This is a genomic window from Streptomyces sp. NPDC002779 (assembly GCF_042888685.1).
Classification (GTDB): Bacteria; Actinomycetota; Actinomycetes; order Streptomycetales; family Streptomycetaceae; genus Streptomyces.
In genome coordinates this window covers 194,165-212,825 of the sequence record NZ_JBIAQC010000006.1, presented here as the reverse complement: position 1 = coordinate 212,825, position 18,661 = coordinate 194,165, and the positions used below count along the sequence as shown (strand labels likewise).

Genomic DNA, 18,661 nt, shown 5'->3' with positions numbered 1-18,661 from the left:
ACTACGCCGACAGGGGCCCCGACTCGTCGGCGGTGGCCGAGTCCACGTCGGGATGGACCTCGAAGAGGCGGCGGACGCCGAGGGCGCCGAGGACGCGGTTGACGTGGGAGCCCTCGACGGCGCCGTGCGCGGGCAGTATCAGGCGCAGCCGGCCCCGGCAGGAGCGGACGAGCCGACGGGAGGCGATGAGCACGCCGACACCGCTGGAGTCGCAGAAGAAGACCTCGGACAGGTCGAGCACCAGGCTGTGCCGGCCCTCGGCCACTTCGTCGTGCACGCGTTGGCGCAGCGCGGGCGACGTCACCAGATCCAGTTCGCCGGACACCCGCAGGACAGCCCAGCCGTCCTGCTCTCCGCAGGTCACCTTGAACGCCACCGCCATGCCCTTCGCTCGCCGGATCCCCCGCAAACGGAAGTCGTCCCTACGCTTCCATGCAGCGCGGCTGCCCAGCGGCTGTGCCCTGAAACACCGGGCCAGAAACAGAAAGAGAGCGGAAAAGGCTTGTTTCCACCATCCGCGGTCTTGTTCGATCAGCAGGGGACCGGGTAGGCGACGGTTCACTATCACCCGGGGCCCGTCGGGGGCGCACATTGCGACAAAGGGGCGTGCGCTGTCAGAGGTGCCGACTACATTCGAGGAGACAGTGGGAGCAGGCTTGACCAGGGCACAGGCACGGTGAGGGGGCCGCATGGCGAAGAAGGACGCACCGCCCCGCTGGGACCGCAAGATGCAGCAGCGGCTCGCACGCGGTGAGGCGGCCGCCCTCGGCGAGCTCTACGACCGTTTCGCCTCCCTGGTGCACGGCCTGGCCCACACCGTCCTCGCCGACGAGCGCGGCGCCGACGCCGTCACCCGCGAGGTCTTCACCCACCTCTGGGAGCACCCCGACGCCTACGACCCCAGGCAGGGCCCGTTGCGCTCCTGGGTCGCCACCCTCACCCACCGTCTCGCCGTGCAGCGCCTGCGCGCCACCGAGACCGCGGCGCTGGCCCAGGGCGGCCACGGCACCACCGATGAGCTGGAGCGCAAGGTGCGGCACGCCTCCGTGGCCGCCCGCGCCGACTACATCGTCCAGGCCATGCCGGTGCCGCTGCGCGCCGCCCTGGAGCTGGCCTACTTCCAGCGCCGCGACTACCGCCAGACCGCCGCCGACCTCGGCGTCACCGAGGACGAGGCCCGCCGCCGGCTCCGCCTGGGACTGCAACTGCTCTCCACCGCCCACGACGCCGGCGCCCCGCCGGGATACGGGGGCTCGGTATGAACGACCCGGACCGGTTCGAGCCGTTCGACGAGGGCGAGCCCAAGGACGAGCCGGAGGCGGATGACAGCGGCAACGGCAACGGCCCTGAGCAGCCGCCCCGCATACCGTTGCCGCGCGCCTCCGTCGAGGACACCGGCCGGCCCCTGCCCGACCTCGCCGTGCACCCGGTGCCGCTCGTCCTGGAGCACCGGGTGCTGAAGTCGCTGCTCGGCGCGTGGGCGCTGGCCGCGTGCTCGGCGGAGGAGACGACCGCCGTCGAGGCGCACCTCGGTGACTGCGGCTCCTGCGCCGACGAGGCGCTGCGGCTGCGCGAGGCCGTGGGCCTGCTGCACCCCTCCGAGAGCCTCGACCTGGACCCCGCCCTGCGCACCCGCGTCCTGTCGACCTGCCTGGAGCGCCGCCCGCCGCGCATCCCGGTGCCGGGCTGGGCGGCGGCGTACGACGCGGAGACCGCGCGTCTGGACGCGCTGCTGCAGGACTTCGGCGACGCGGAGTGGCACGCGCCCGTGCGGCTGCGGTGGTTCCGGTCCGACGAGGCGACGACCCGCCGTACGACGGTGGCCGGGGTGATCGCCCATCTGCTGACCGTCGACGGCCTGGTCGCCGTCGCCCTCGGCCTCGACGACCCCCTGGGCGGCATCCCGGCCGACCGCCCCACCCCGTCCTCCCGCACCGAGGCGTACTGGCGCGCCTCCCACTTCCCGCCCACCCGCTCGGTGCGGGCGCCGTGGCGGGAGCAGAGCCACGACCTGGTCCGCACGGTCTCCTTCACCGGCGGCCAGGCGGGCGGAATGCCGGTCTCCTACGGCGACTTCGAGCTGACCCTGCACGACGCGATGCTGGACCGGGCCTTCGAGTGCTGGGTGCACGCGGAGGACATCGCGGAGGCGGTGGACTACCCGTACGCGGCGCCCTCGGCACGCCATCTGCACGACATGATCGACCTCGCCGCCCGCATGCTGCCCGCCGTGCTGGCCGAACGCCGACGCGATGGGCTGGCGGCCCCGTCGCACGGCCGCCACCTGGGCGTGGCCGGCGGTCCCGGCCGGAGCCTCCGGCTGGAGATCGAGGGCTCGGGGGGCGGCGAGTGGCTGATCCCCCTGGACTCCCCGGCGGCCGTGGGCTCCAGGGAGTGGGAGGTGGCCCATGTGGCGCTGGACGGGGTGGAGTTCTGCCACCTGGCCGCCGGCCACGTGTCTCCGGCGGAGGCAGCGGCGGGGCAGGTGGGCGACCGCGAGGCCATCAGGGATGTGCTGTTCTCGGTGGCGGCGTTGAGCCGGATGTAGGGGGTGGCTGGGGGCCGTTCGCGCAGTTCCCCGCGCCCCTTGAGTCGGACCAGTGGACCCGCCTTCAGGGGCGCGGGGAACTGCGCGACCAGCCACGACGAGCCCGCAGCCGCCGACGACGCAGCCGCCCCCGCCCCTCAGGCGAAAACGACCGTCCTACGCCCGTTCAGAAGAATCCGCCGCTCCGCATGCCACTTCACGGCCCGCGCCAGCGCCTGGCACTCCACATCACGCCCCACCGCCACCAGCTGATCCGGCGTGACACCGTGCCCGACCCGCTCGACCTCCTGCTCGATGATCGGCCCCTCGTCGAGGTCGGCCGTCACATAGTGCGCCGTCGCCCCGATCAGCTTCACACCCCGCGCATGAGCCTGGTGATACGGCTTCGCACCCTTGAAGCTCGGCAGGAAGGAGTGGTGGATGTTGATGATCCGCCCGCTCAGCTGCTTGCACAGGTCGTCCGAGAGAACCTGCATGTAGCGGGCGAGCACCACCAGCTCGACGTTCTCCTCGCGCACGATCTCCAGCAGCCGCGCCTCGGCCTGCGACTTCGTGTCCTTCGTCACCGGAATGTGGTGGAAAGGAATGGCGTACGAGCCCACCAGCTCGGCGAAGTCCGTGTGGTTGGAGACCACCGCGGCGATCTCCACCGGCAGCGCCCCGATCCGCGCGCGGAAGAGCAGGTCGTTCAGGCAGTGCCCGAACTTGGAGACCATCAGGACGATGCGCATCTTCTCGTCGGCCCGGTTGATCTGCCAGTCCATCTGGAAGGAGTCACCGATCGCCGCGAAGCTCGCCCGGAGCTTGTCCACGGTCACCGGCGGGTCCGCCGAGAAGTGGACGCGCAGGAAGAACAGACCCGTGTCGTGGTCGCCGAACTGCTGACTGTCCTCGATGTTGCAGCCGGTCATGAAGAGGTAGCTGGACACGGCGTGCACGATGCCCTGCTTGTCGGGGCAGGACAGGGACAGGACGTACTGGTCGGTGGGGACCGCGGCTCGGCCGGACTGCTCGTTCATGCACCACAGGGTCCCACACCCCGAGCCCGCCGATCACGGTCGTCCCGCTAGGCGGACCTGGTCATGATCCGCAGGACTTCGAGGGTGCGCGGGGGCGCGTCCGGGTCGTCGCCGTCGCTCGCCGCCATCCGTACGTGCGCGTCCCGCGCGGCGCGCACCGCGTCCGGCCACCCCTGGTGCTCCAGGTACGCGGCGACCGGCGCGTCGGGTCCGACCTGGTGCATGATCCGCAGCACCCGCAGCACGGCGGTGTCGACGAGCGCCGCCTCCTGGGAGTCCCGGAAGATCGTGCCGACGTACTTCTCGGCGGACCAGTTGTCCAGCCAGGTGTCCTCGACCAGGCGGTACACGGCGTCGGTGACGTCTCCGTAACCGTCGACGCCGGCCAGCCAGGCGTCGCGCTGGAACACCGGGTCGGAGAGCATGTGCAGCGCGGAGCGCACATTGCTGCGCCAGCGCCACCACGGCATGTCGTTCAGTGGCATGCCGCCCATGGTGGAGGAGCGACGGCCGCGACGGGAAGAGTTCTCCGAACCTTGCACGGTCATCGATCGTACGTTCCCGCCCGGCCGCTGGTCACGGCCCCCCGTAATTCACCGCGACGTCACCTTCCGTTGACCGTGGATCACTTCCGGGTTAGCTGTGTGACGGAATCGTGCGTGTCCATGACCGGCAGGCGTCGTTTCCGCAATACGCACCTCCCCGCGCTCACCCGACCCGTCAGAGCCACCGCCGGCAGAGCGGCGGCCCTGGCCGTGTGCGCGTCCCTCGCCGTCGGTTGCGGGGTCATCCCCGGTGTCTCGGGGGGCGCCGGGGACGACCCCATCACCGTCATGACCTGGGCACCGCAGGACACCACCGCCACCAACAAGCCCGGCATGCCCGCGCTGGCGCTGGCGTACGCGCGCTGGATCAACTCCCAGGGCGGCATCAACGGCCGCAAGCTGCGCGTGCTGAACTGCAACGACCACAACGACAGCGTCTCGGCGGCGAAGTGCGCCGAGCGCGCCGTCGACGAGAAGGTGGTCGCCGTCGTCGGCTCCTACAGCCAGCACGGCGACTCCTTCTTCCCCACGCTGGAGAGCGCGGGAATCCCGTACATCGGCGGCTACGGCGTCACCGGCGCCGAGTTCACCAGCCCGCTGTCCTACCCCGTCAACGGCGGCCAGCCCAGCCTGCTGGCCGGTCTCGGCCGGGAGCTCGCCAAGGACTGCGGTCCCGTCGCGCTCGTACGGCCGGACAGCATCGCGGGCGACGAGCTGCCCGCCCTGCTGAACTCGGGCCTCTCCGCGGGCGGCCACGCGGACGCGGGCGACCAGCTGGCGGCGGAGGACGCCACCGAGTACTCGGAGCACTCGACGAGGGCGCTGGAGTACACCGGCACCGACCCGGCGCGGCCCGGCTGTGTGGTGCCCGCCCTCGGGGACCGCACCAGCACCTTCATGGACTCCTTCCGGCGCGACCGCGAGGAGTACCCCGGCGTGCGCACGGCGACCGTGCTGGGCAGCGTCGACCAGACCGTGATCGACGCCTCCGGCGGCAAGTCCGGGCCCTACGAGGGCGCGTACATCACCGGCTGGTATCCCGTCGCCAGCGACCAGCGCTGGGACGAGATGAAGAAGGTGATCAGCGCGCACGCCTTCGGCGACAACCGCATCGACCCCGCGGACGCCGGAGTGCAGACCACCTGGATCGCCTACACCGTGTTCAGGTCCGTCATCGACTCCCTCGGCGGCGGCGAGGTGACCGCCCGCTCGGTCCGCCGGGCCCTGGACAACGGTCTGGAGATCAGCACCGGCGGTCTCACCCCGCCGCTGAACTGGGAGTACACCGAGAGCCTCGCCTCGGTGGGCTTCCCGCAGCTGGTCAACGCCGACGTGACCCTTCAGGTCGTACGGGACGGCCGGCTGGTGTCGGCCCGGAAGGGCTTCGTCGATGTGACGAAGACCCTCCAGCAGGCCGACCTCGGCTGAACGCTCAGAGCTGGGTCGGCTGGCGCTCGGTCAGGCCGTACGACTTGGCGATCGAGTTCCACAGGCCCGCGGCCTTGGTCTTCTCGGCGCTGGCCGTGCCGCTGGCCGTGTTGCCGGCCTGGGTCTGCGGGGTGGACCGGGCCTGCCCCTTCTTGCAGAGGTTGCCCTTGCGCTGCGCGACCTGGTCGGCCCAGGCCGCGTAGTGGTTGTCGGCCGACGCGGACGCCTGCCAGGCCTTGTTGAGTGCGGCGGTCAGCTCGGTGTGCTGCGGCAGCTTGTCCACGGCCAGCGTGGACAGCTTGGTCACCAGGTCCGTGCGCTGCTTGGCCGCGTCCCGGAGGTCCTTGGCCGCCTGGGCGAGGTTGGTGCAGGCCTTCACGTCGGCCACCGCGTTGATGACCATGGTCCGGCTGTTGCCGCTGTCGGCCAGTAGCTTGTCCAGCTCCACGGCCTGCTGGCGGACGGGGTCGACGGACGGGGAGGGCGAGGCGGCGGACTCGCTCGCCGTCGCCGCGGCGGCGACGACGGGCTTGTCGTCGCCGGTGTCCTCCCCGCCGCCACTGGCCAGCAGCGCGCCCGCGCCGACGCCGACGACCGCGAGGGCGACGCCGACGGCGGCGAAGAGCGTCACCCGCGAGCCGGTGCGGCCGCCCTGGCGGCGGTCCTCGTCGTCGTGGGTCGCACGCCGCGGGATGAACGTCGGCGGCGGGCCGCCGTGCGGCCCCGGCTGGGGCTGCTGGAACCGCGGCATCTGCTGGGTGGCGGCGGCCGGGGGCTCGCCGCCCGGCTCGCTGCGGAAGAGGCTGTCGAACTCGGCGGGCGGCTGCCGCTCGCCGCCCTCGCCCGCGGGCACGGGCGCGATGTACTGCGTGGCCTCGGCGTCCGGGTTCGGCACCGGGCCCGCGTTCCGCCGGACCCGGCCGAGCACCTGGGTGCTCTCGGCGGGGGCCTCGGGGGTGACCTCGGGCGGCAGGGCGCCGCCGCCGACCGGCGGAATGTACTGGGTGGCCGCGTCTCCGGCGACCGGCGGTATGTACTGCGTGGCGCCGTCCGCGACGGGCGGGAGGTACTGGGTGGCTCCGTCGTCACCGTAGGGCGCGGGCGCGGCCGGCGGCAGCGCTCCGGCGCCCTGGGGGTCGTAGCCCGGGGAGGGAGTGCCGTAGTCCTGCGCGCGGTAGTCCTGGGTGCCGTAGCCCCGCGGGTCGTAGTCCTGTGTGCCGTGGTCCTGTGTGCCGTACGCCGGTGCCGGGGCGTTCTCCGGCGGGAGCGGCTGGGAGGCGGCCGGCGGCCGGTCCGGGGTGCCCCAGGCCGCCGCGGGCTGCTCCGGTCCGGCCCACGGCTGGGCGGGCTCGGGCGTCCAGCCCTGGCCCGGGGGCGGGGCCGCCGGGGGCTGGTGCTGCTCGGGGCCCCAGGCGCCGTTCCAGGCCTGGCCGCCGGGCGGGGCCGCCGGGGCGGGCGGCGGGGCCGGCTGGGCGTACTGCCGGGGGCCGCCGGGGCCGCCCGTCATGCCCGGGAGCAACGGCTCGCCTCCGTCGGAGGGCAGCACGATGCCTTCGCGCGCGGGTCGCGCCGAGGGCTCCTCGCCCTGTCCACTCTGCGTCACCGGGACTCCTACTAATGGGGGACCTTCGGGATCGTCGGCTCACGCTACCGGGTCCCGAGAGCCGCGTGCCACGCAGCGCAGACCGTGACGCCCGTCCCTGTGACCGCCGTTACAGAGCGGTCCCCCCCTTCCCTGTGCCCCTCCTCCTCTCCCTTTTCCCGCCGCCGTTTCCCCGGTGTTCACTGCCGGGTGTCCGGGCCGTTCACGCAGCCGCCTGAAGCTCCAGCCGGGCGCCGAACTCCCTTACCACGGGTTCCTCCCGGTACGGCTCCAGCCGCTGCTGGAAGTCCTCCAGATAGTCGGCGCCCCGGTTGGACCGCAGGGTCTCCAGCAGCTCCACGGCCTTCAGGCCGGTGTGGCAGGCCTGTTCGACCTCGCGCTGCTGGACCTGCGCCGTGGCGAGCAGCACATAGCCGATCGCGCGCCGCCGCGCCTTGCTCTCCGGCAGCCCGGCCAGCGACTCCTGCGCCCGCCGCGCCGCCGCCTCGGCCTGCCCGAGGTCGCGGTGGCAGTGCGCCAACTCGTCGGCCAGATAGGCCTCGTCGAAGTGGGCGATCCACACGGGGTCGTCCCCGGCGGCCGGATCCGCCGCCTCCAGCGCGCTCACCGCCCGCCCGGACGCCGTCTGCGCCGCCCGTACGTCACCCAGCAGCGCGTGGCCCCGGGCCTCGGCCGCGTAGAACATGGACTCCGCGCGCGGGGTGACGCGACCGCGTGCCCCCTCCTGCGCCGCCCGCGCCAACTGCGCGATCTCGCGCGGGTTCCCGAGCTGCGCGGCGAGATGGCTCATGGAGGCGGCGAGGACGTAACCGCCGTAGCCGCGGTCCCCGGCCGCCTGGGCGAGCCGCAGGGCCTGGATGTAATACCGCTGCGCCAGGCCCGGCTGGCCGGTGTCGATCGCCATGTAGCCGGCCAGCTCGGTCAACCGGGCGACCGCGGCGAACAGTTCACGCCCCACGGCCTCCCGGTACGACCCGGCGAGCAGCCCCGAGACGACGCTGTTGAGGTAGTGCACGACGACCGGGCGCACATGCCCGCTGCCGTACTGGTGGTCCAGGTCGACCAGGGCCTGGGTCATCGCCTTCACGGCGGCGACGTCGGACTGCCCCACGCGCGGGCCCGCCGCGCGCGCCACCTGGGAGTCGGGCGCCGAGATCAGCCAGTCCCGGCTGGGTTCGACGAGCGCGGAGGCGGCGACGGACGAGCCGGACAGGAAGTCCCGGCGTCCCACGTCACTGCGCCACAGCTCACACACCTGCTCGATGGCGCCCAGGACGGTCGGCGAGAACTGCAGCCCGACCCCGGAGGCGAGGTTCTTGCCGTTGGCCATGCCGATCTCGTCGATCGTGACCGTACGGCCGAGCTTGCGGCCGAGGGCCTCCGCGATGATCGCCGGGGCACGTCCGCGCGGCTGCTGGCCGCGCAGCCAGCGGGCCACGGACGTCTTGTCGTAGCGCAGGTCGAGGCCGTGCTCGGCGCCGCACATGTTGACCCGGCGGGCCAGCCCGGCGTTCGAGCAGCCCGCTTCCTGGATGAGCGCCTGCAACCTTTCGTTCGGCTGCCGCGCGACGAGCGGCCTTGCGGCCATGGCGTACCCCCTGTGGCTGCGGTGCCTGCCACAGCACCGAGTTGACGTGTCTTCGCACCGAAAAGATCCGGCCGGGAAGATCAATGCCCCGCGGACATACCGAAAATGCGAGACATGCGAGGATTGCCGGGGTAAGACCTGTGTCCGACCCCACTCGTGGCTACCCACCTCCCGCCACGGATCCTCCTGCGCGCCCCCACACATGCATCCATGCGCCCCAGATGCCGAATCGATGCTCCTCCCCCGCGCGCGCTACGCCCGTAACCCGAGGTGGGTGCGGGAGTTGTGATGTGCGTGGAAGAGACGATCGCGGGCACTGAAGCCGCTCAGATTCCGAAGCAGCGCGGGGAATCGCTGCTGGAGACCGCCGTTCGCTACACCGAGGAGCGCCACTGGGACGTGTTTCCCGGCACCTGGCTGGAAGCCGTCGACGGGATGCAGCACTGCTCGTGCGGCGACGCCTCGTGCGATGCGCCGGGGGCGCATCCCGCGCGCGCGGACTGGGGGACGCAGGCCACGGGCAGCGCGACGGTCGCCCGCCGGATGTGGTCCAAGCAGCCGCTGGCGTCGATCCTGCTGCCCACCGGGCGCACCTTCGACGCGATCTCGGTGCCGGAGACGGCCGGGTTCCTCGCGCTGGCCCGCATGGAGCGCATGGAGCTCACGCTCGGCCCCGTGACGCTGACGCCGGACCGCCGGATGCACTTCTTCGTGCTGCCGGGGGCCGGGGCGAAGGTCCCCGACCTGGTGCGCAAGCTCGGCTGGTCACCCTCCTCGCTCGATCTCCTCGCGCTCGGCGAGGGCAGCTGGGTGGCCGCTCCGCCGACCCGGTTCGGTTCCCGCGGCGCCGTCCAGTGGGCCTGCCGCCCCACCCCCGCCAACCGCTGGCTGCCGGACGCCGAGGAGTTGATCTCCCCCCTCGCCTACGCGTGCGGACGGGACCGCTAGCCCCGGCCCGTAGGGTTTGGGCATGACGTCAGCTGTGGTGGTGCGGGGGCTCTGGAAGCGGTTCGGGCAGCAAGTCGCCGTCGCGGGGATCGATCTGGAGCTGCCCGCCGGGAAGTTCATCGGCCTGGTCGGGCCCAATGGGGCCGGTAAGACCACCACGCTCTCCATGGTCACCGGCCTGCTGCGGCCCGATCAGGGGTCCGTCGAGGTCGTCGGGCACGACGTGTGGCGGGACCCGGTCCAGGTGAAGGCACGGATCGGGGTACTGCCGGAGGGGCTGCGGCTGTTCGAACGGCTGTCGGGGCGCGAACTGCTCGCCTACACCGGCCGGTTGCGCGGTCTGCCCGGCGCCGAGGTCGACAAGCGGGCCACGCAACTCCTCGACGTGCTGGACCTGGCCGGCGCCCAGCACAAACTCGTCGTCGACTACTCGACCGGCATGCGCAAGAAGATCGGGCTCGCCGCCGCTCTCCTCCACAACCCCGAAGTGCTCTTCCTGGACGAGCCGTTCGAGGGCGTCGACCCGGTCTCCGCGCAGACCATCCGGGGCGTCCTGGAGCGGTACACCGCTTCCGGCGCCACCGTCGTCTTCTCCTCCCACGTCATGGAGCTCGTCGAGTCGCTGTGCGACTGGGTGGCCGTCATGGCGGCCGGCCGCATCCGGGCGCACGGCACCCTCGCCGAGGTCCGCGGGGACGCGCCCTCCCTCCAGCGGGCGTTCCTGGAGCTGGTCGGCGCCCAGGGCCGCGATGCCGGGTCCGACCTCGACTGGCTGGGCGGCGGGGCCCGATGAGCGCGCCCACGACCGCGCCGGCCGCCCCGACCGCTCCGGTCACCTCCGTCACCTCCGTCTTCGTGCGGCTGAAGCTGTCGCTGCTGCGCAACGGGCTGCGCCAGTCCAGCGGCCGGCGCGCCGCCTACGTCGCCTCGGTCGTCGTCACGCTGCTGTTCGCCGCGTTGCAGCTGATCGGCCTGATCGCGCTGCGCGGCCACGCGCACGCCGCGTCCCTGGCCGTCCTGCTGGTGGCGGTGCTCGCGCTCGGCTGGGCGGTGATGCCGCTGTTCTTCCCCGGCGGCGACGAGACCCTCGATCCGACCCGCCTGGTCATGCTCCCCCTGCGCCCCCGCGCCCTGGTGCGCGCCCTCCTCGCGGCCTCTCTGGTCGGCATCGGCCCGCTGTTCACCCTCTGCCTGCTGACCGGCTCGGTGATCGCGGTCGCGCGCGGCCCCCTGGCGTACGGGGTGGGCGTCGTCGGAGTCGTCCTGGCGCTGCTGGTGTGCGTGGCCCTCGCGCGGGCCGTGGCCGCCGCCAACATCCGCCTGCTGACCAGCCGCAAGGGCCGGGATCTGGCGGTCCTGAGCGGTCTGGTCATCGCGGTCGGCGCCCAGGTCGTCAACTTCGGCGCGCAGCGGCTCGGTTCCTCGGGTCTCGGGGAGCTGGACCCGGCGGCCGACGTGGTGCGCTGGCTCCCGCCGGCGTCGGCGATCGGCGCGGTGGACGCAGCGAGCGAGGGCGCCTGGGGTGTCGCGCTGCTGCAACTGGGCCTGGCGGCCGGGGCGCTGGCAGCCCTGATCGCCGTATGGTCCCGGCATCTGACCCGTCTCATGACCGAACCGGACGGCTCGACCCTGCAAGCGGCCACCGAGACGGCCGTACGGCAGTCCACGGGCCTGGCCCGGCTGCTGCCCGCCGGGCGCACCGGCACGGTCATGGGGCGCGGCCTGCGGTACATGTGGCGGGATCCGAAGACCAAGGCGGCCTGGGTGACCTCGCTGGCCATCGGCCTGATCGTGCCGGTGTTCAACGCCGTGCAGGGCACCGGTTCGATCTACTTCGCCTGCTTCGCGGCCGGGATGCTCGGGATCCTGATGTACAACCAGTTCGGCCAGGACACCTCGGCGTTCTGGATGGTCGCGTTGACGATCTCGTCGCCGCGGGACGCCTACGTCGAACTCCGCGCGCGTGCGTACGCGCTGCTGCTGATCACCCTGCCGTACGCCACGCTGGTGACCGTCCTGACGGCCGCCCTGCTGGGCGACTGGTCCCGGCTGCCCGAGGCGCTGGGCCTGTCCTTCGCCCTGCTCGGCGCGATGCTGGCGACCGGCGCCTGGACCTCGGCCCGCTTCCCGTACTCCATTCCGCAGGAGGGCTACAAGAACGTGGCCCCGGGGCAGGTGGGGCTGGCCTGGATCTCGATCTTCGGCGGCATGGTCGCGGCGGCGCTGCTCTGCGCGCCCTTCATCGCCCTCACGATCTGGCTGAACGTGTCGGAGAACGGCGAGCACTGGACCTGGCTGCTCCTGCCGGTCGGGGCGGCGTACGGAGCGGGCATCACGCTCCTGGGCCTACGCCTGGCGGCCCCGCAGACAGCGGCAAGACTCCCGGAAATCCTGACGGCGGTAAGCAAAGGCTGAGGGGAGAACAACTCCCTAAGGGGCGCGGGGAACTGCGCGACAAGCCCCCACCCACCCGCAACCGCGAGACGATCCGGGACCCCACCCCTCCGAGCGCGCCCCTCAAACCGCCCGCACCGCGTCAAGGAACGGCTCGATCGCCCCCCGCCAAGCCTCCGGCTGGTCATAGTGGACAAGATGACCGGCGTCAGCCACCTCCGCGTACTCCCCCCTGGGAAGGACCCGCACCATCTCCTGCGCCTCCGCCCGCCCCAGCTCCCCGTCCAGCCCGCGCACGACCAGCGTCGGGCACTGGACCTGCGCCAGTTCCTCCCAGTGCGCGTCGTACACCCACGTCTCCCGGGACTTCAGCATCTGCTCGGGCTCGAACACCGGCCGCCAGCCGTCCTCGCCCTCCTGCATGACCTCGGCGTAGAACTCCCCGCGCGCGGGATTGGGCCGCTCCACCCAGGGATCGTCCTCGCCGAACCACTTGCGTACGTCGGCCAGCGTCGCGAAGGGCAGCGGCCATGACCTGAACCAGTCGGCCCACTCCCGCTGCGAGGCCGCGCCCAGCGCGGAGGCCCGCATATCGCAGATGATCACGCCCGACACCAGGTCGGGCCGCTTCGCGGCGAGCTGCCAGGCCGTCAGCGCCCCCATCGCGTGCCCGATCAGGACGGCCGACGCAAGGCCCAGCTGCTCAAGGGCGGCCTCGGCGTCCTCCACGTATGCCTCACGGGTGAACGCGGCCTGCGCCGGCTTGTCGCTGCGGCCGTGCCCCCGCTGGTCCAGGGCGATCGCGCGATGCCGCTCGGAGAGCCAACGGGCCGTGGCCGCCCAGTGCGAGGCCCGGCCCATCAGCCCGTGCAGTAACAGCACGCCGTGCCCCGGCTCGCCCTCCGCGGACGCCGGCCGGTCGTGCTTGGGTGGGTCGGCGAACTCCCAGGCCGCGAGGCGTACCCCGTCCGTCCCGGTCACGTCGATACGCCGCGCCATAGGTCTGGCACCCCCCTAGCTCCGCCTGCCGTGCCAATGCGTCGGTGTCACCCGGAGATTATCGAACCTCTATTCGAAAATGCTGTCTGGGCGGACAACACCCCTCGTTCGAGTGACCTCCCTCAAGGATTGACCGCCGCAGCCGAGGGGAGATCTTCAACGGGAGGCGGACCGCTCGGGGAAATCGGTCCGAGGGGAACGACCCTGGGAGCTCGGGGCTCCGGGTCGACACAGGGGAGGACAGGCCCCGGCGCCGCAAGGCGCCGGGGCCCTCCACACGTCTGCGGCGCATTCTCCGCCCCCTCAGGTCATATGCCCCTCGCGACAGCCTTGCACGCGAAGCGCCGGAGCGCTGCGATTCGGCGGACTGGATCTCGTAAACGACGAGATCGCGTCGTTCGCCTCAACTTCCCCCGTGGTCCCGGCAGTTACGGTCAGCGCTTGGCGACGAACACATGCGAGGCGACGTCCGCCGCCAGCTCGGCCGCCTCGCCGCCGCTGCCCACCAGCACACCACCCGGGGACTCGGTCACGCTCACCACCGAGCCGGGCTGCACGCCCGCCCGGCGCAGCGTGTACATCAGCTGCGCGTCCGTCTGGATCGGCTCGCCGATCCGGCGCACCACGACGGTCTTGCCCTCCAGGCCCGGGTCCAGCTCGGCCAGCGAGACCATGCCCTCGTCAAGGAAGGGGTCGGCGCCGTCCTTCTCGCCGAGCTCCTCCAGACCGGGGATCGGGTTGCCGTAGGGCGACTCGGTGGGGTGCCGGAGCAGCTCCAGCACGCGGCGCTCCACGGCCTCGCTCATCACGTGCTCCCAGCGGCAGGCCTCGGCGTGCACCTGCTCCCACTCCAGGCCGATCACGTCGACGAGCAGACACTCGGCGAGGCGGTGCTTGCGCATCACGCGGGTGGCGAGCCGGCGCCCCTCGTCCGTCAGCTCCAGGTGGCGGTCGGAGGCGACGGACACCAGTCCGTCCCGCTCCATCCGCGCCACCGTCTGGCTGACGGTCGGCCCGCTCTGGTCGAGCCGCTCGGCGATCCGGGCACGCATGGGGACCACACCTTCCTCTTCCAGCTCGAGGATGGTGCGGAGATACATCTCCGTGGTGTCGATCAGTCCGGACATACGTGCCCCTTGATGAGATCTGCCGGAAGCGCGACAGCTTCGCGGCGCGTGCGCTGGCCCTGGCCTCAATTCTGACGCATAGCGCTGACAACCGTGCCGCGCCGTTGAAACCAGGGGGTTTCGCGCTCCCGGCCGGGGGCGCGGGGCCACGCCCACCGGGGGCCTGGGACCGCCGTACCGCCGTATTGACACCGCAGTGGTCCAGACCGCACGGTGATCCGCGACACAGATCACCACCACCGCACTTCGCAGGCAAAGGGGCCCCGCGCATGAGCGACCGCAAGCTGGCCGGCCAGTTTTTCGACGCCGCGATCGGGCTGCTCCAGCGGGTCCGCGACGAGGAGGCCGGCACCATCGAGGCGGCCGGCACGCTGCTCGCTGACACGGTCGCCGACGGCGGGCGGCTGTTCGCGTTCGGCGCCGGACACTCCTCGCTCGCCGCGCAGGACGTCGTCTACCGCGCGGGCGGGCTCGCCCTGATGAACCTGCTGGCCGTGCCGGGGGTGGTGGGCGTCGACGTGATGCCCGCCACGCTGGGGTCCGCGCTGGAGCGGGTCGACGGGCTGGCCGCCGCCGTGCTGGACACCTCACCGCTGCGCGCGGGGGACGCCCTGGTGATCGTCTCGCTGTCCGGGCGCAACGCGCTGCCGGTGGAGATGGCCATGAACGCCCGCGCGCTGGGCGTGAAGGTCATCGGCGTGACGTCCGTGGCGTACGCCTCCGAGACCACGTCACGGCACGTGTCCGGGACGTATCTGAAGGACCACTGCGATCTCGTCCTCGACTCCAAGATCGCCGTGGGGGACGCCGAGCTGACCCTGGACACCGTGCCGGCGCCGTTCGCGCCCGCGTCCACGGTCGTCACCACGGCCCTGCTCCAGGCCGTCATGGCCACCGCGGCCGGCGTCCTGGCCGAGCGGGGCATCGAGCCGCCGCTGCTGCGCTCGGGCAACGTGGACGGCGGGCACGAGTGGAACGGACGGGTGTTCGCGGAGTACGGCGACCGGATCTTCTACCGGCGCTGAGCTCTGCTACCGGCGATGAGCCCTCAGAGGGCGTTCGCCAGGTCCAGGGCCGTCGCGATGCGGGCCGCCACGTCCTCCGCGTAGGCCGCGTCGGAGCGCTCGAAGGGGGTCCGGCCGCCGCCCCGCAGGAACGTCACCACGCCCAGCGTGCGGCCCCGGCTGCGCAGGACCGCGCACAGGGCGTGCACCGCGTCCGGCGGCCACTGGCGGGCCTCCGCCCAGGCGCGGGCCTGTTCCGGCGGTACGGTGCCGACGCTGGCCCGGACCGATCCGGCGCGCGCCACGCACTGCAGCGCCGGGTGGCCCTCCGTGTAGCGCACGGGCAGACCGGCGGCGCCGGTGGGCAGGCTCGGGCCCGGAGCGCCGGAGGGCGTGGCCGCGGATCTGACCAGGCGGACCGGACCGGCCGAGTCGGCGTCGCTCAGGGTGCCGCCCGCGATCCGGTCGACCAGGGCGTGGTCGGCGAACCCGGCCAGCGCGAAGTCGAGATGGACGGTGGCCGCCTCCGCGGGGTCCTCGCACTCCGCCGCGGCCCGCGCGGCCCGGTGCATCTGGTTGGAGCGGAACCGCAGCAGCGCCGCCTCCTGCTCGCCCTGCTTGGCCTCGGTGACGTCCTGGAAGAGCCAGCCCACACCGAGCGGCACCGGCTCCTCGGCCAGCGGTGAGGCCAGCCGTACGAAGCCGCAGCGCCAGCAGCGCCGCTGCTCGCCGTCGGGGGTGCGCACGCTCACCCAGATCTCCGCCGGGGCCGGAGGCGCGCCTTCCGCGAGGACGTGGGTGAGGGCGCTCTCCAGTTCCTCGACGCCCCGGGCGAGCAGCTCGCCGAGCGGGCGGCCCAGGACGGACGTACGCCCGATGCCCAGCGCGCGGGCGGCGTGCGCGTTGACGACGGCGGGGCGCAGGTCGGCGTCGACGAGGACGACGCCCCAGCTCGCGTCCTCGAACAGGGCCTCGCTGAGCGCGATGGACCGCTCCAGGTCGATCTGCGCGTGCACCTCGCTGAAGGCGCAGTAGACGCCCGCGGGCTTGCCGTCGGGGCCGCGGACGGCCGCGGACTGGGTGCGTACGAGGACCCGGCCGCCGTCCTTGGTGAGCAGCGCGAACTCGTTCACCTGCCGTCCGGGGGCGTCCATGGCGGACATCAGCCGCCCCTCGACCTCCTCGGCGTCCGCGCTGCGCACGGCCCAGCCGGCGAAGCCCTGCCGCCCGACCGCCTCGGCGGCGGTCCAGCCGAGGATCCGCTCGGCCTCACGGTTCCAGTGCGTGACGACACCGTCGGCGTCGAAGGCGCACAGCGCCGCGTCCATCCCGTCCAGCAGCGCGGCGAGCAGATCGGAGCCGCCGGAGCCCTCGGGACCGGTCCCCTCGGGTTCGTCCGGCCCCAGCTCGTCGGTGGTCCCACTACGCCGGGAAGCACTCACCTGGACCCCCTGCCAAGCCGCGTCCGCACGCGTACGGTGCGGCGGTTCGCCCACTAACAATCATTCAACTCGAACGTGACGCAGCACACACCGGGTTCCCACAAGATTGAGAGAATCGTTGTACGCCGGAAACGTCGTACCACTCACCCCTCGAGCCGCAGCGTGAGCCACACCTCGGTCTCGTCCTCGGGCGCCACATACCGCTCACCTCGACGAACCCCCGCGCCTCGGCGAACCGCAGCCCGTCGGTGTTGGCGGCGAGGACGACGGTCTCGATGCCCCGGGCACCCAGCCCGCGCGCGCAAGACAGTGCTCGTACAGCGTCATGCCGAATCCGCGCCGACGGTACGACATGAAGATCATTCACACGAACCGTCTCCCCGCACCACACGCCCCTCAATCTCGCTGCCCGGAAGATTCACCGCAATCTGCGGCTCCTTCAGCGGGGCGACGGATACGGCTACAGCGTCCGCCTTGAAGCAGCCCGGTCACCTTCCCGAAAAATCGGTTGAACGCTCCCCGGCCGCTTCCTAGGGTGAGGTCCATCGCTGAAAGGAGGTGATCCGGTACATGTATGAATCCCGGGCGCGCGAGGTGACTGCGGGCTAGTAGTCCGCCGTCGTACTCAGTTCGGCGCCGGACCAGCGGGGGCGAGACACCCGCAGCCGGCCAATCCAACGCAGTCACCCGACCCGCGAGCTCGCCGGTGCGTCCGGCCGGCTTCTCCGCCTCACGGCGGAGGAACCGAGCTCGCGGGTCGTCTGCGTTGCCGCCCGGACTCAGGGGGTGATGTCGGCGTAGCCCTCGACCTGTCGGGGGTCCCGCGAGCCGGGGCCGACGTACCGTGCGGACGGCCGGACCAGGCGGCCGGTGTGCTTCTGCTCCAGGATGTGCGCCGACCATCCGGCGGTGCGCGCGCAGGTGAACATCGACGTGAACATGTGGGCCGGCACCTCGGCGAAGTCGAGGACGATCGCCGCCCAGAACTCCACGTTGGTGGCCAGCACCCGGTCGGGACGCCGGGCGTGCAGCTCGGCCAGCGCCGCCTTCTCCAGCGCCTCGGCCACCTCGAAGCGCGGCGCGCCCAGCTCCCGCGCCGTACGCCGCAGCACGCGCGCGCGGGGGTCCTCGGCGCGGTACACCCGGTGCCCGAAGCCCATGAGCCGCTCGCCCCGGTCGAGCGCCTGCTTCACGTACGCCTCGGCATCCCCGGTCCGCTCGATCTCCTCGATCATGTACAGCACGCGCGAGGGCGCACCGCCGTGCAGCGGCCCGGACATCGCCCCTACGGCGCCGGAGAGCGCGGCGGCGACATCCGCGCCGGTGGAGGCGATCACGCGGGCGGTGAAGGTGGAAGCGTTCATGCCGTGCTCGGCGGCGGAGGTCCAGTACGCGTCGACGGCGGCGACGTGCTTGGGGTCCGGCTCGCCCCGCCAGCGGATCATGAACCGCTCGACGACGGACTGCGCCTTGTCGATCTCCCGCTGCGGCACCATCGGCAGGCCCTGCCCGCGCGCGGACTGGGCGACGTAGGACAGGGCCATGACGGCGGCCCTGGCGAGGTCCTCACGGGCCTGGTCGGCATCGATGTCGAGCAGCGGCTTCAGGCCCCACACGGGCGCCAGCATGGCGAGCGCGGACTGGACGTCGACGCGGATGTCGCCGGAGTGCACCGGGATCGGGAACGGCTCGGCGGGCGGCAGGCCGGGGTTGAAGGCCCCGTCGACGAGCAGGCCCCAGACGTTGCCGAACGAGACCTGGCCGACGAGGTCCTCGATGTCGACGCCCCGGTACCTGAGTGCGCCGCCCTCCTTGTCGGGTTCGGCGATCTCCGTCTCGAACGCGACGACTCCTTCGAGTCCGGGTACGAAGTCGGACATCAGGCGGCTCCCTCGTGAGGTGTGGGACAGATGGTGTTGTGGGGGTGATGGTGCGGACCGAGTTCTGGTGCGGCAGGGACGGCTGCGCGCCCGGTGGATCCGCGGTCGTGGCTCGAAGGACTCGCGGTCCTGGGCG

Annotated in this window: 16 protein-coding genes; 7 read left to right on the top strand and 9 right to left on the bottom strand. The window is 72.5% G+C overall.

Going from position 1 to position 18,661, the window contains the following annotated elements; translation table 11 throughout:
• Nucleotide 1: 1 nt before the first annotated feature.
• On the bottom strand, nucleotides 2-382 hold the full coding sequence (locus ACFYW5_RS19055) for an STAS domain-containing protein (RefSeq protein WP_351982600.1): 381 nt from the start codon (nucleotides 380-382) through the stop codon (nucleotides 2-4).
• A 307-nt stretch (nucleotides 383-689) separates the two neighbouring features.
• Between ACFYW5_RS19055 and ACFYW5_RS19050 the strand changes: the two genes are divergently transcribed.
• Nucleotides 690-1,262: a sigma-70 family RNA polymerase sigma factor gene (locus tag ACFYW5_RS19050; RefSeq protein ID WP_389418173.1), complete on the top strand. Its 573-nt coding sequence runs from the start codon at nucleotides 690-692 to the stop codon at nucleotides 1,260-1,262.
• The gene (locus ACFYW5_RS19045) at nucleotides 1,259-2,548 is read left to right on the top strand and encodes a zf-HC2 domain-containing protein (protein WP_389418172.1); all 1,290 of its coding nucleotides are present in this window, start codon (nucleotides 1,259-1,261) and stop codon (nucleotides 2,546-2,548) included. The genes ACFYW5_RS19050 and ACFYW5_RS19045 overlap by 4 nt, the downstream gene beginning before the upstream one ends.
• Before the next feature lie 137 nt (nucleotides 2,549-2,685).
• Here ACFYW5_RS19045 and purU read toward each other — a convergent pair whose 3' ends face one another.
• Nucleotides 2,686-3,567, bottom strand: coding sequence for a formyltetrahydrofolate deformylase (gene purU, locus ACFYW5_RS19040; protein ID WP_389418171.1), 882 nt, complete (start codon nucleotides 3,565-3,567; stop codon nucleotides 2,686-2,688).
• 47 nt (nucleotides 3,568-3,614) lie between these two features.
• The gene (locus ACFYW5_RS19035) at nucleotides 3,615-4,115 is read right to left on the bottom strand and encodes a hypothetical protein (RefSeq protein WP_186284491.1); all 501 of its coding nucleotides are present in this window, start codon (nucleotides 4,113-4,115) and stop codon (nucleotides 3,615-3,617) included.
• A gap of 117 nt (nucleotides 4,116-4,232) precedes the next feature.
• Here ACFYW5_RS19035 and ACFYW5_RS19030 point away from each other — a divergent pair, with 117 nt between their 5' ends.
• Nucleotides 4,233-5,540, top strand: coding sequence for an ABC transporter substrate-binding protein (locus tag ACFYW5_RS19030; protein ID WP_389418170.1), 1,308 nt, complete (start codon nucleotides 4,233-4,235; stop codon nucleotides 5,538-5,540).
• 4 nt (nucleotides 5,541-5,544) lie between these two features.
• On the opposite strand, the gene ACFYW5_RS19025 is transcribed toward ACFYW5_RS19030, so the two are convergent.
• Entirely contained in the window at nucleotides 5,545-7,143 is a 1,599-nt protein-coding gene (locus ACFYW5_RS19025) for a hypothetical protein (RefSeq protein WP_389418169.1), read from the bottom strand.
• Between the two features lie 202 nt (nucleotides 7,144-7,345).
• Nucleotides 7,346-8,731 carry a transcriptional regulator gene (locus tag ACFYW5_RS19020; protein WP_389418168.1) on the bottom strand — a complete coding sequence of 462 codons (1,386 nt, stop codon included), beginning with the start codon at nucleotides 8,729-8,731 and terminating at the stop codon, nucleotides 7,346-7,348.
• A 288-nt stretch (nucleotides 8,732-9,019) separates the two neighbouring features.
• On the opposite strand from ACFYW5_RS19020, the gene ACFYW5_RS19015 reads away from it, so the two are divergent.
• Genes ACFYW5_RS19015 through ACFYW5_RS19005 form a run of 3 tightly spaced genes read left to right on the top strand, consistent with a single transcriptional unit; the run spans nucleotide 9,020 to nucleotide 12,094 of the window.
• Nucleotides 9,020-9,679: a bifunctional DNA primase/polymerase gene (locus tag ACFYW5_RS19015; RefSeq protein WP_389418167.1), complete on the top strand. Its 660-nt coding sequence runs from the start codon at nucleotides 9,020-9,022 to the stop codon at nucleotides 9,677-9,679.
• Nucleotides 9,680-9,701: 22 nt separating this feature from the next.
• Complete coding sequence (locus tag ACFYW5_RS19010; RefSeq protein ID WP_389418166.1) at nucleotides 9,702-10,472, top strand: ABC transporter ATP-binding protein; 771 nt, start codon at nucleotides 9,702-9,704, stop codon at nucleotides 10,470-10,472.
• Nucleotides 10,469-12,094 carry a transporter gene (locus tag ACFYW5_RS19005; protein WP_389418165.1) on the top strand — a complete coding sequence of 542 codons (1,626 nt, stop codon included), beginning with the start codon at nucleotides 10,469-10,471 and terminating at the stop codon, nucleotides 12,092-12,094. The genes ACFYW5_RS19010 and ACFYW5_RS19005 overlap by 4 nt, the downstream gene beginning before the upstream one ends.
• Nucleotides 12,095-12,196: 102 nt before the next feature.
• Here ACFYW5_RS19005 and ACFYW5_RS19000 read toward each other — a convergent pair whose 3' ends face one another.
• A complete protein-coding gene (locus ACFYW5_RS19000) occupies nucleotides 12,197-13,072 on the bottom strand; it encodes an alpha/beta fold hydrolase (protein ID WP_389418164.1) in 876 nt (291 codons plus the stop codon).
• Nucleotides 13,073-13,506: 434 nt separating this feature from the next.
• The gene (locus ACFYW5_RS18995) at nucleotides 13,507-14,199 is read right to left on the bottom strand and encodes a metal-dependent transcriptional regulator (protein ID WP_389418163.1); all 693 of its coding nucleotides are present in this window, start codon (nucleotides 14,197-14,199) and stop codon (nucleotides 13,507-13,509) included.
• A 269-nt stretch (nucleotides 14,200-14,468) separates the two neighbouring features.
• Here ACFYW5_RS18995 and ACFYW5_RS18990 point away from each other — a divergent pair, with 269 nt between their 5' ends.
• Complete coding sequence (locus ACFYW5_RS18990) at nucleotides 14,469-15,224, top strand: SIS domain-containing protein (protein WP_389418162.1); 756 nt, start codon at nucleotides 14,469-14,471, stop codon at nucleotides 15,222-15,224.
• 23 nt (nucleotides 15,225-15,247) lie between these two features.
• Here ACFYW5_RS18990 and ACFYW5_RS18985 read toward each other — a convergent pair whose 3' ends face one another.
• Both ACFYW5_RS18985 and ACFYW5_RS18980 read right to left on the bottom strand, forming a co-directional pair.
• Nucleotides 15,248-16,645, bottom strand: a complete 1,398-nt coding sequence (locus tag ACFYW5_RS18985) for a PAS domain-containing protein (RefSeq protein WP_389418161.1) — start codon at nucleotides 16,643-16,645, stop codon at nucleotides 15,248-15,250.
• 779 nt (nucleotides 16,646-17,424) lie between these two features.
• Nucleotides 17,425-18,525 (bottom strand): citrate synthase 2, encoded by a 1,101-nt coding sequence (locus ACFYW5_RS18980; RefSeq protein WP_389418160.1) that lies wholly within the window; start codon nucleotides 18,523-18,525, stop codon nucleotides 17,425-17,427.
• Between the last annotated feature and the right edge of the window lie 136 nt (nucleotides 18,526-18,661).

Bases quoted from the DNA above. Each gene is read 5' to 3' on its own strand.
- ACFYW5_RS19055 (WP_351982600.1), bottom strand. From the start codon at position 382: ATGGCGGTGGCGTTCAAGGTGACCTGCGGAGAGCAGGACGGCTGGGCT.
- ACFYW5_RS19050 (WP_389418173.1), top strand. From the start codon at position 690: ATGGCGAAGAAGGACGCACCGCCCCGCTGGGACCGCAAGATGCAGCAG.
- ACFYW5_RS19045 (WP_389418172.1), top strand. From the start codon at position 1,259: ATGAACGACCCGGACCGGTTCGAGCCGTTCGACGAGGGCGAGCCCAAG.
- purU (WP_389418171.1), bottom strand. From the start codon at position 3,567: ATGAACGAGCAGTCCGGCCGAGCCGCGGTCCCCACCGACCAGTACGTC.
- ACFYW5_RS19035 (WP_186284491.1), bottom strand. From the start codon at position 4,115: ATGACCGTGCAAGGTTCGGAGAACTCTTCCCGTCGCGGCCGTCGCTCC.
- ACFYW5_RS19030 (WP_389418170.1), top strand. From the start codon at position 4,233: ATGACCGGCAGGCGTCGTTTCCGCAATACGCACCTCCCCGCGCTCACC.
- ACFYW5_RS19020 (WP_389418168.1), bottom strand. From the start codon at position 8,731: ATGGCCGCAAGGCCGCTCGTCGCGCGGCAGCCGAACGAAAGGTTGCAG.
- ACFYW5_RS19015 (WP_389418167.1), top strand. From the start codon at position 9,020: ATGTGCGTGGAAGAGACGATCGCGGGCACTGAAGCCGCTCAGATTCCG.
- ACFYW5_RS19010 (WP_389418166.1), top strand. From the start codon at position 9,702: ATGACGTCAGCTGTGGTGGTGCGGGGGCTCTGGAAGCGGTTCGGGCAG.
- ACFYW5_RS19005 (WP_389418165.1), top strand. From the start codon at position 10,469: ATGAGCGCGCCCACGACCGCGCCGGCCGCCCCGACCGCTCCGGTCACC.
- ACFYW5_RS19000 (WP_389418164.1), bottom strand. From the start codon at position 13,072: ATGGCGCGGCGTATCGACGTGACCGGGACGGACGGGGTACGCCTCGCG.
- ACFYW5_RS18995 (WP_389418163.1), bottom strand. From the start codon at position 14,199: ATGTCCGGACTGATCGACACCACGGAGATGTATCTCCGCACCATCCTC.
- ACFYW5_RS18990 (WP_389418162.1), top strand. From the start codon at position 14,469: ATGAGCGACCGCAAGCTGGCCGGCCAGTTTTTCGACGCCGCGATCGGG.
- ACFYW5_RS18980 (WP_389418160.1), bottom strand. From the start codon at position 18,525: ATGTCCGACTTCGTACCCGGACTCGAAGGAGTCGTCGCGTTCGAGACG.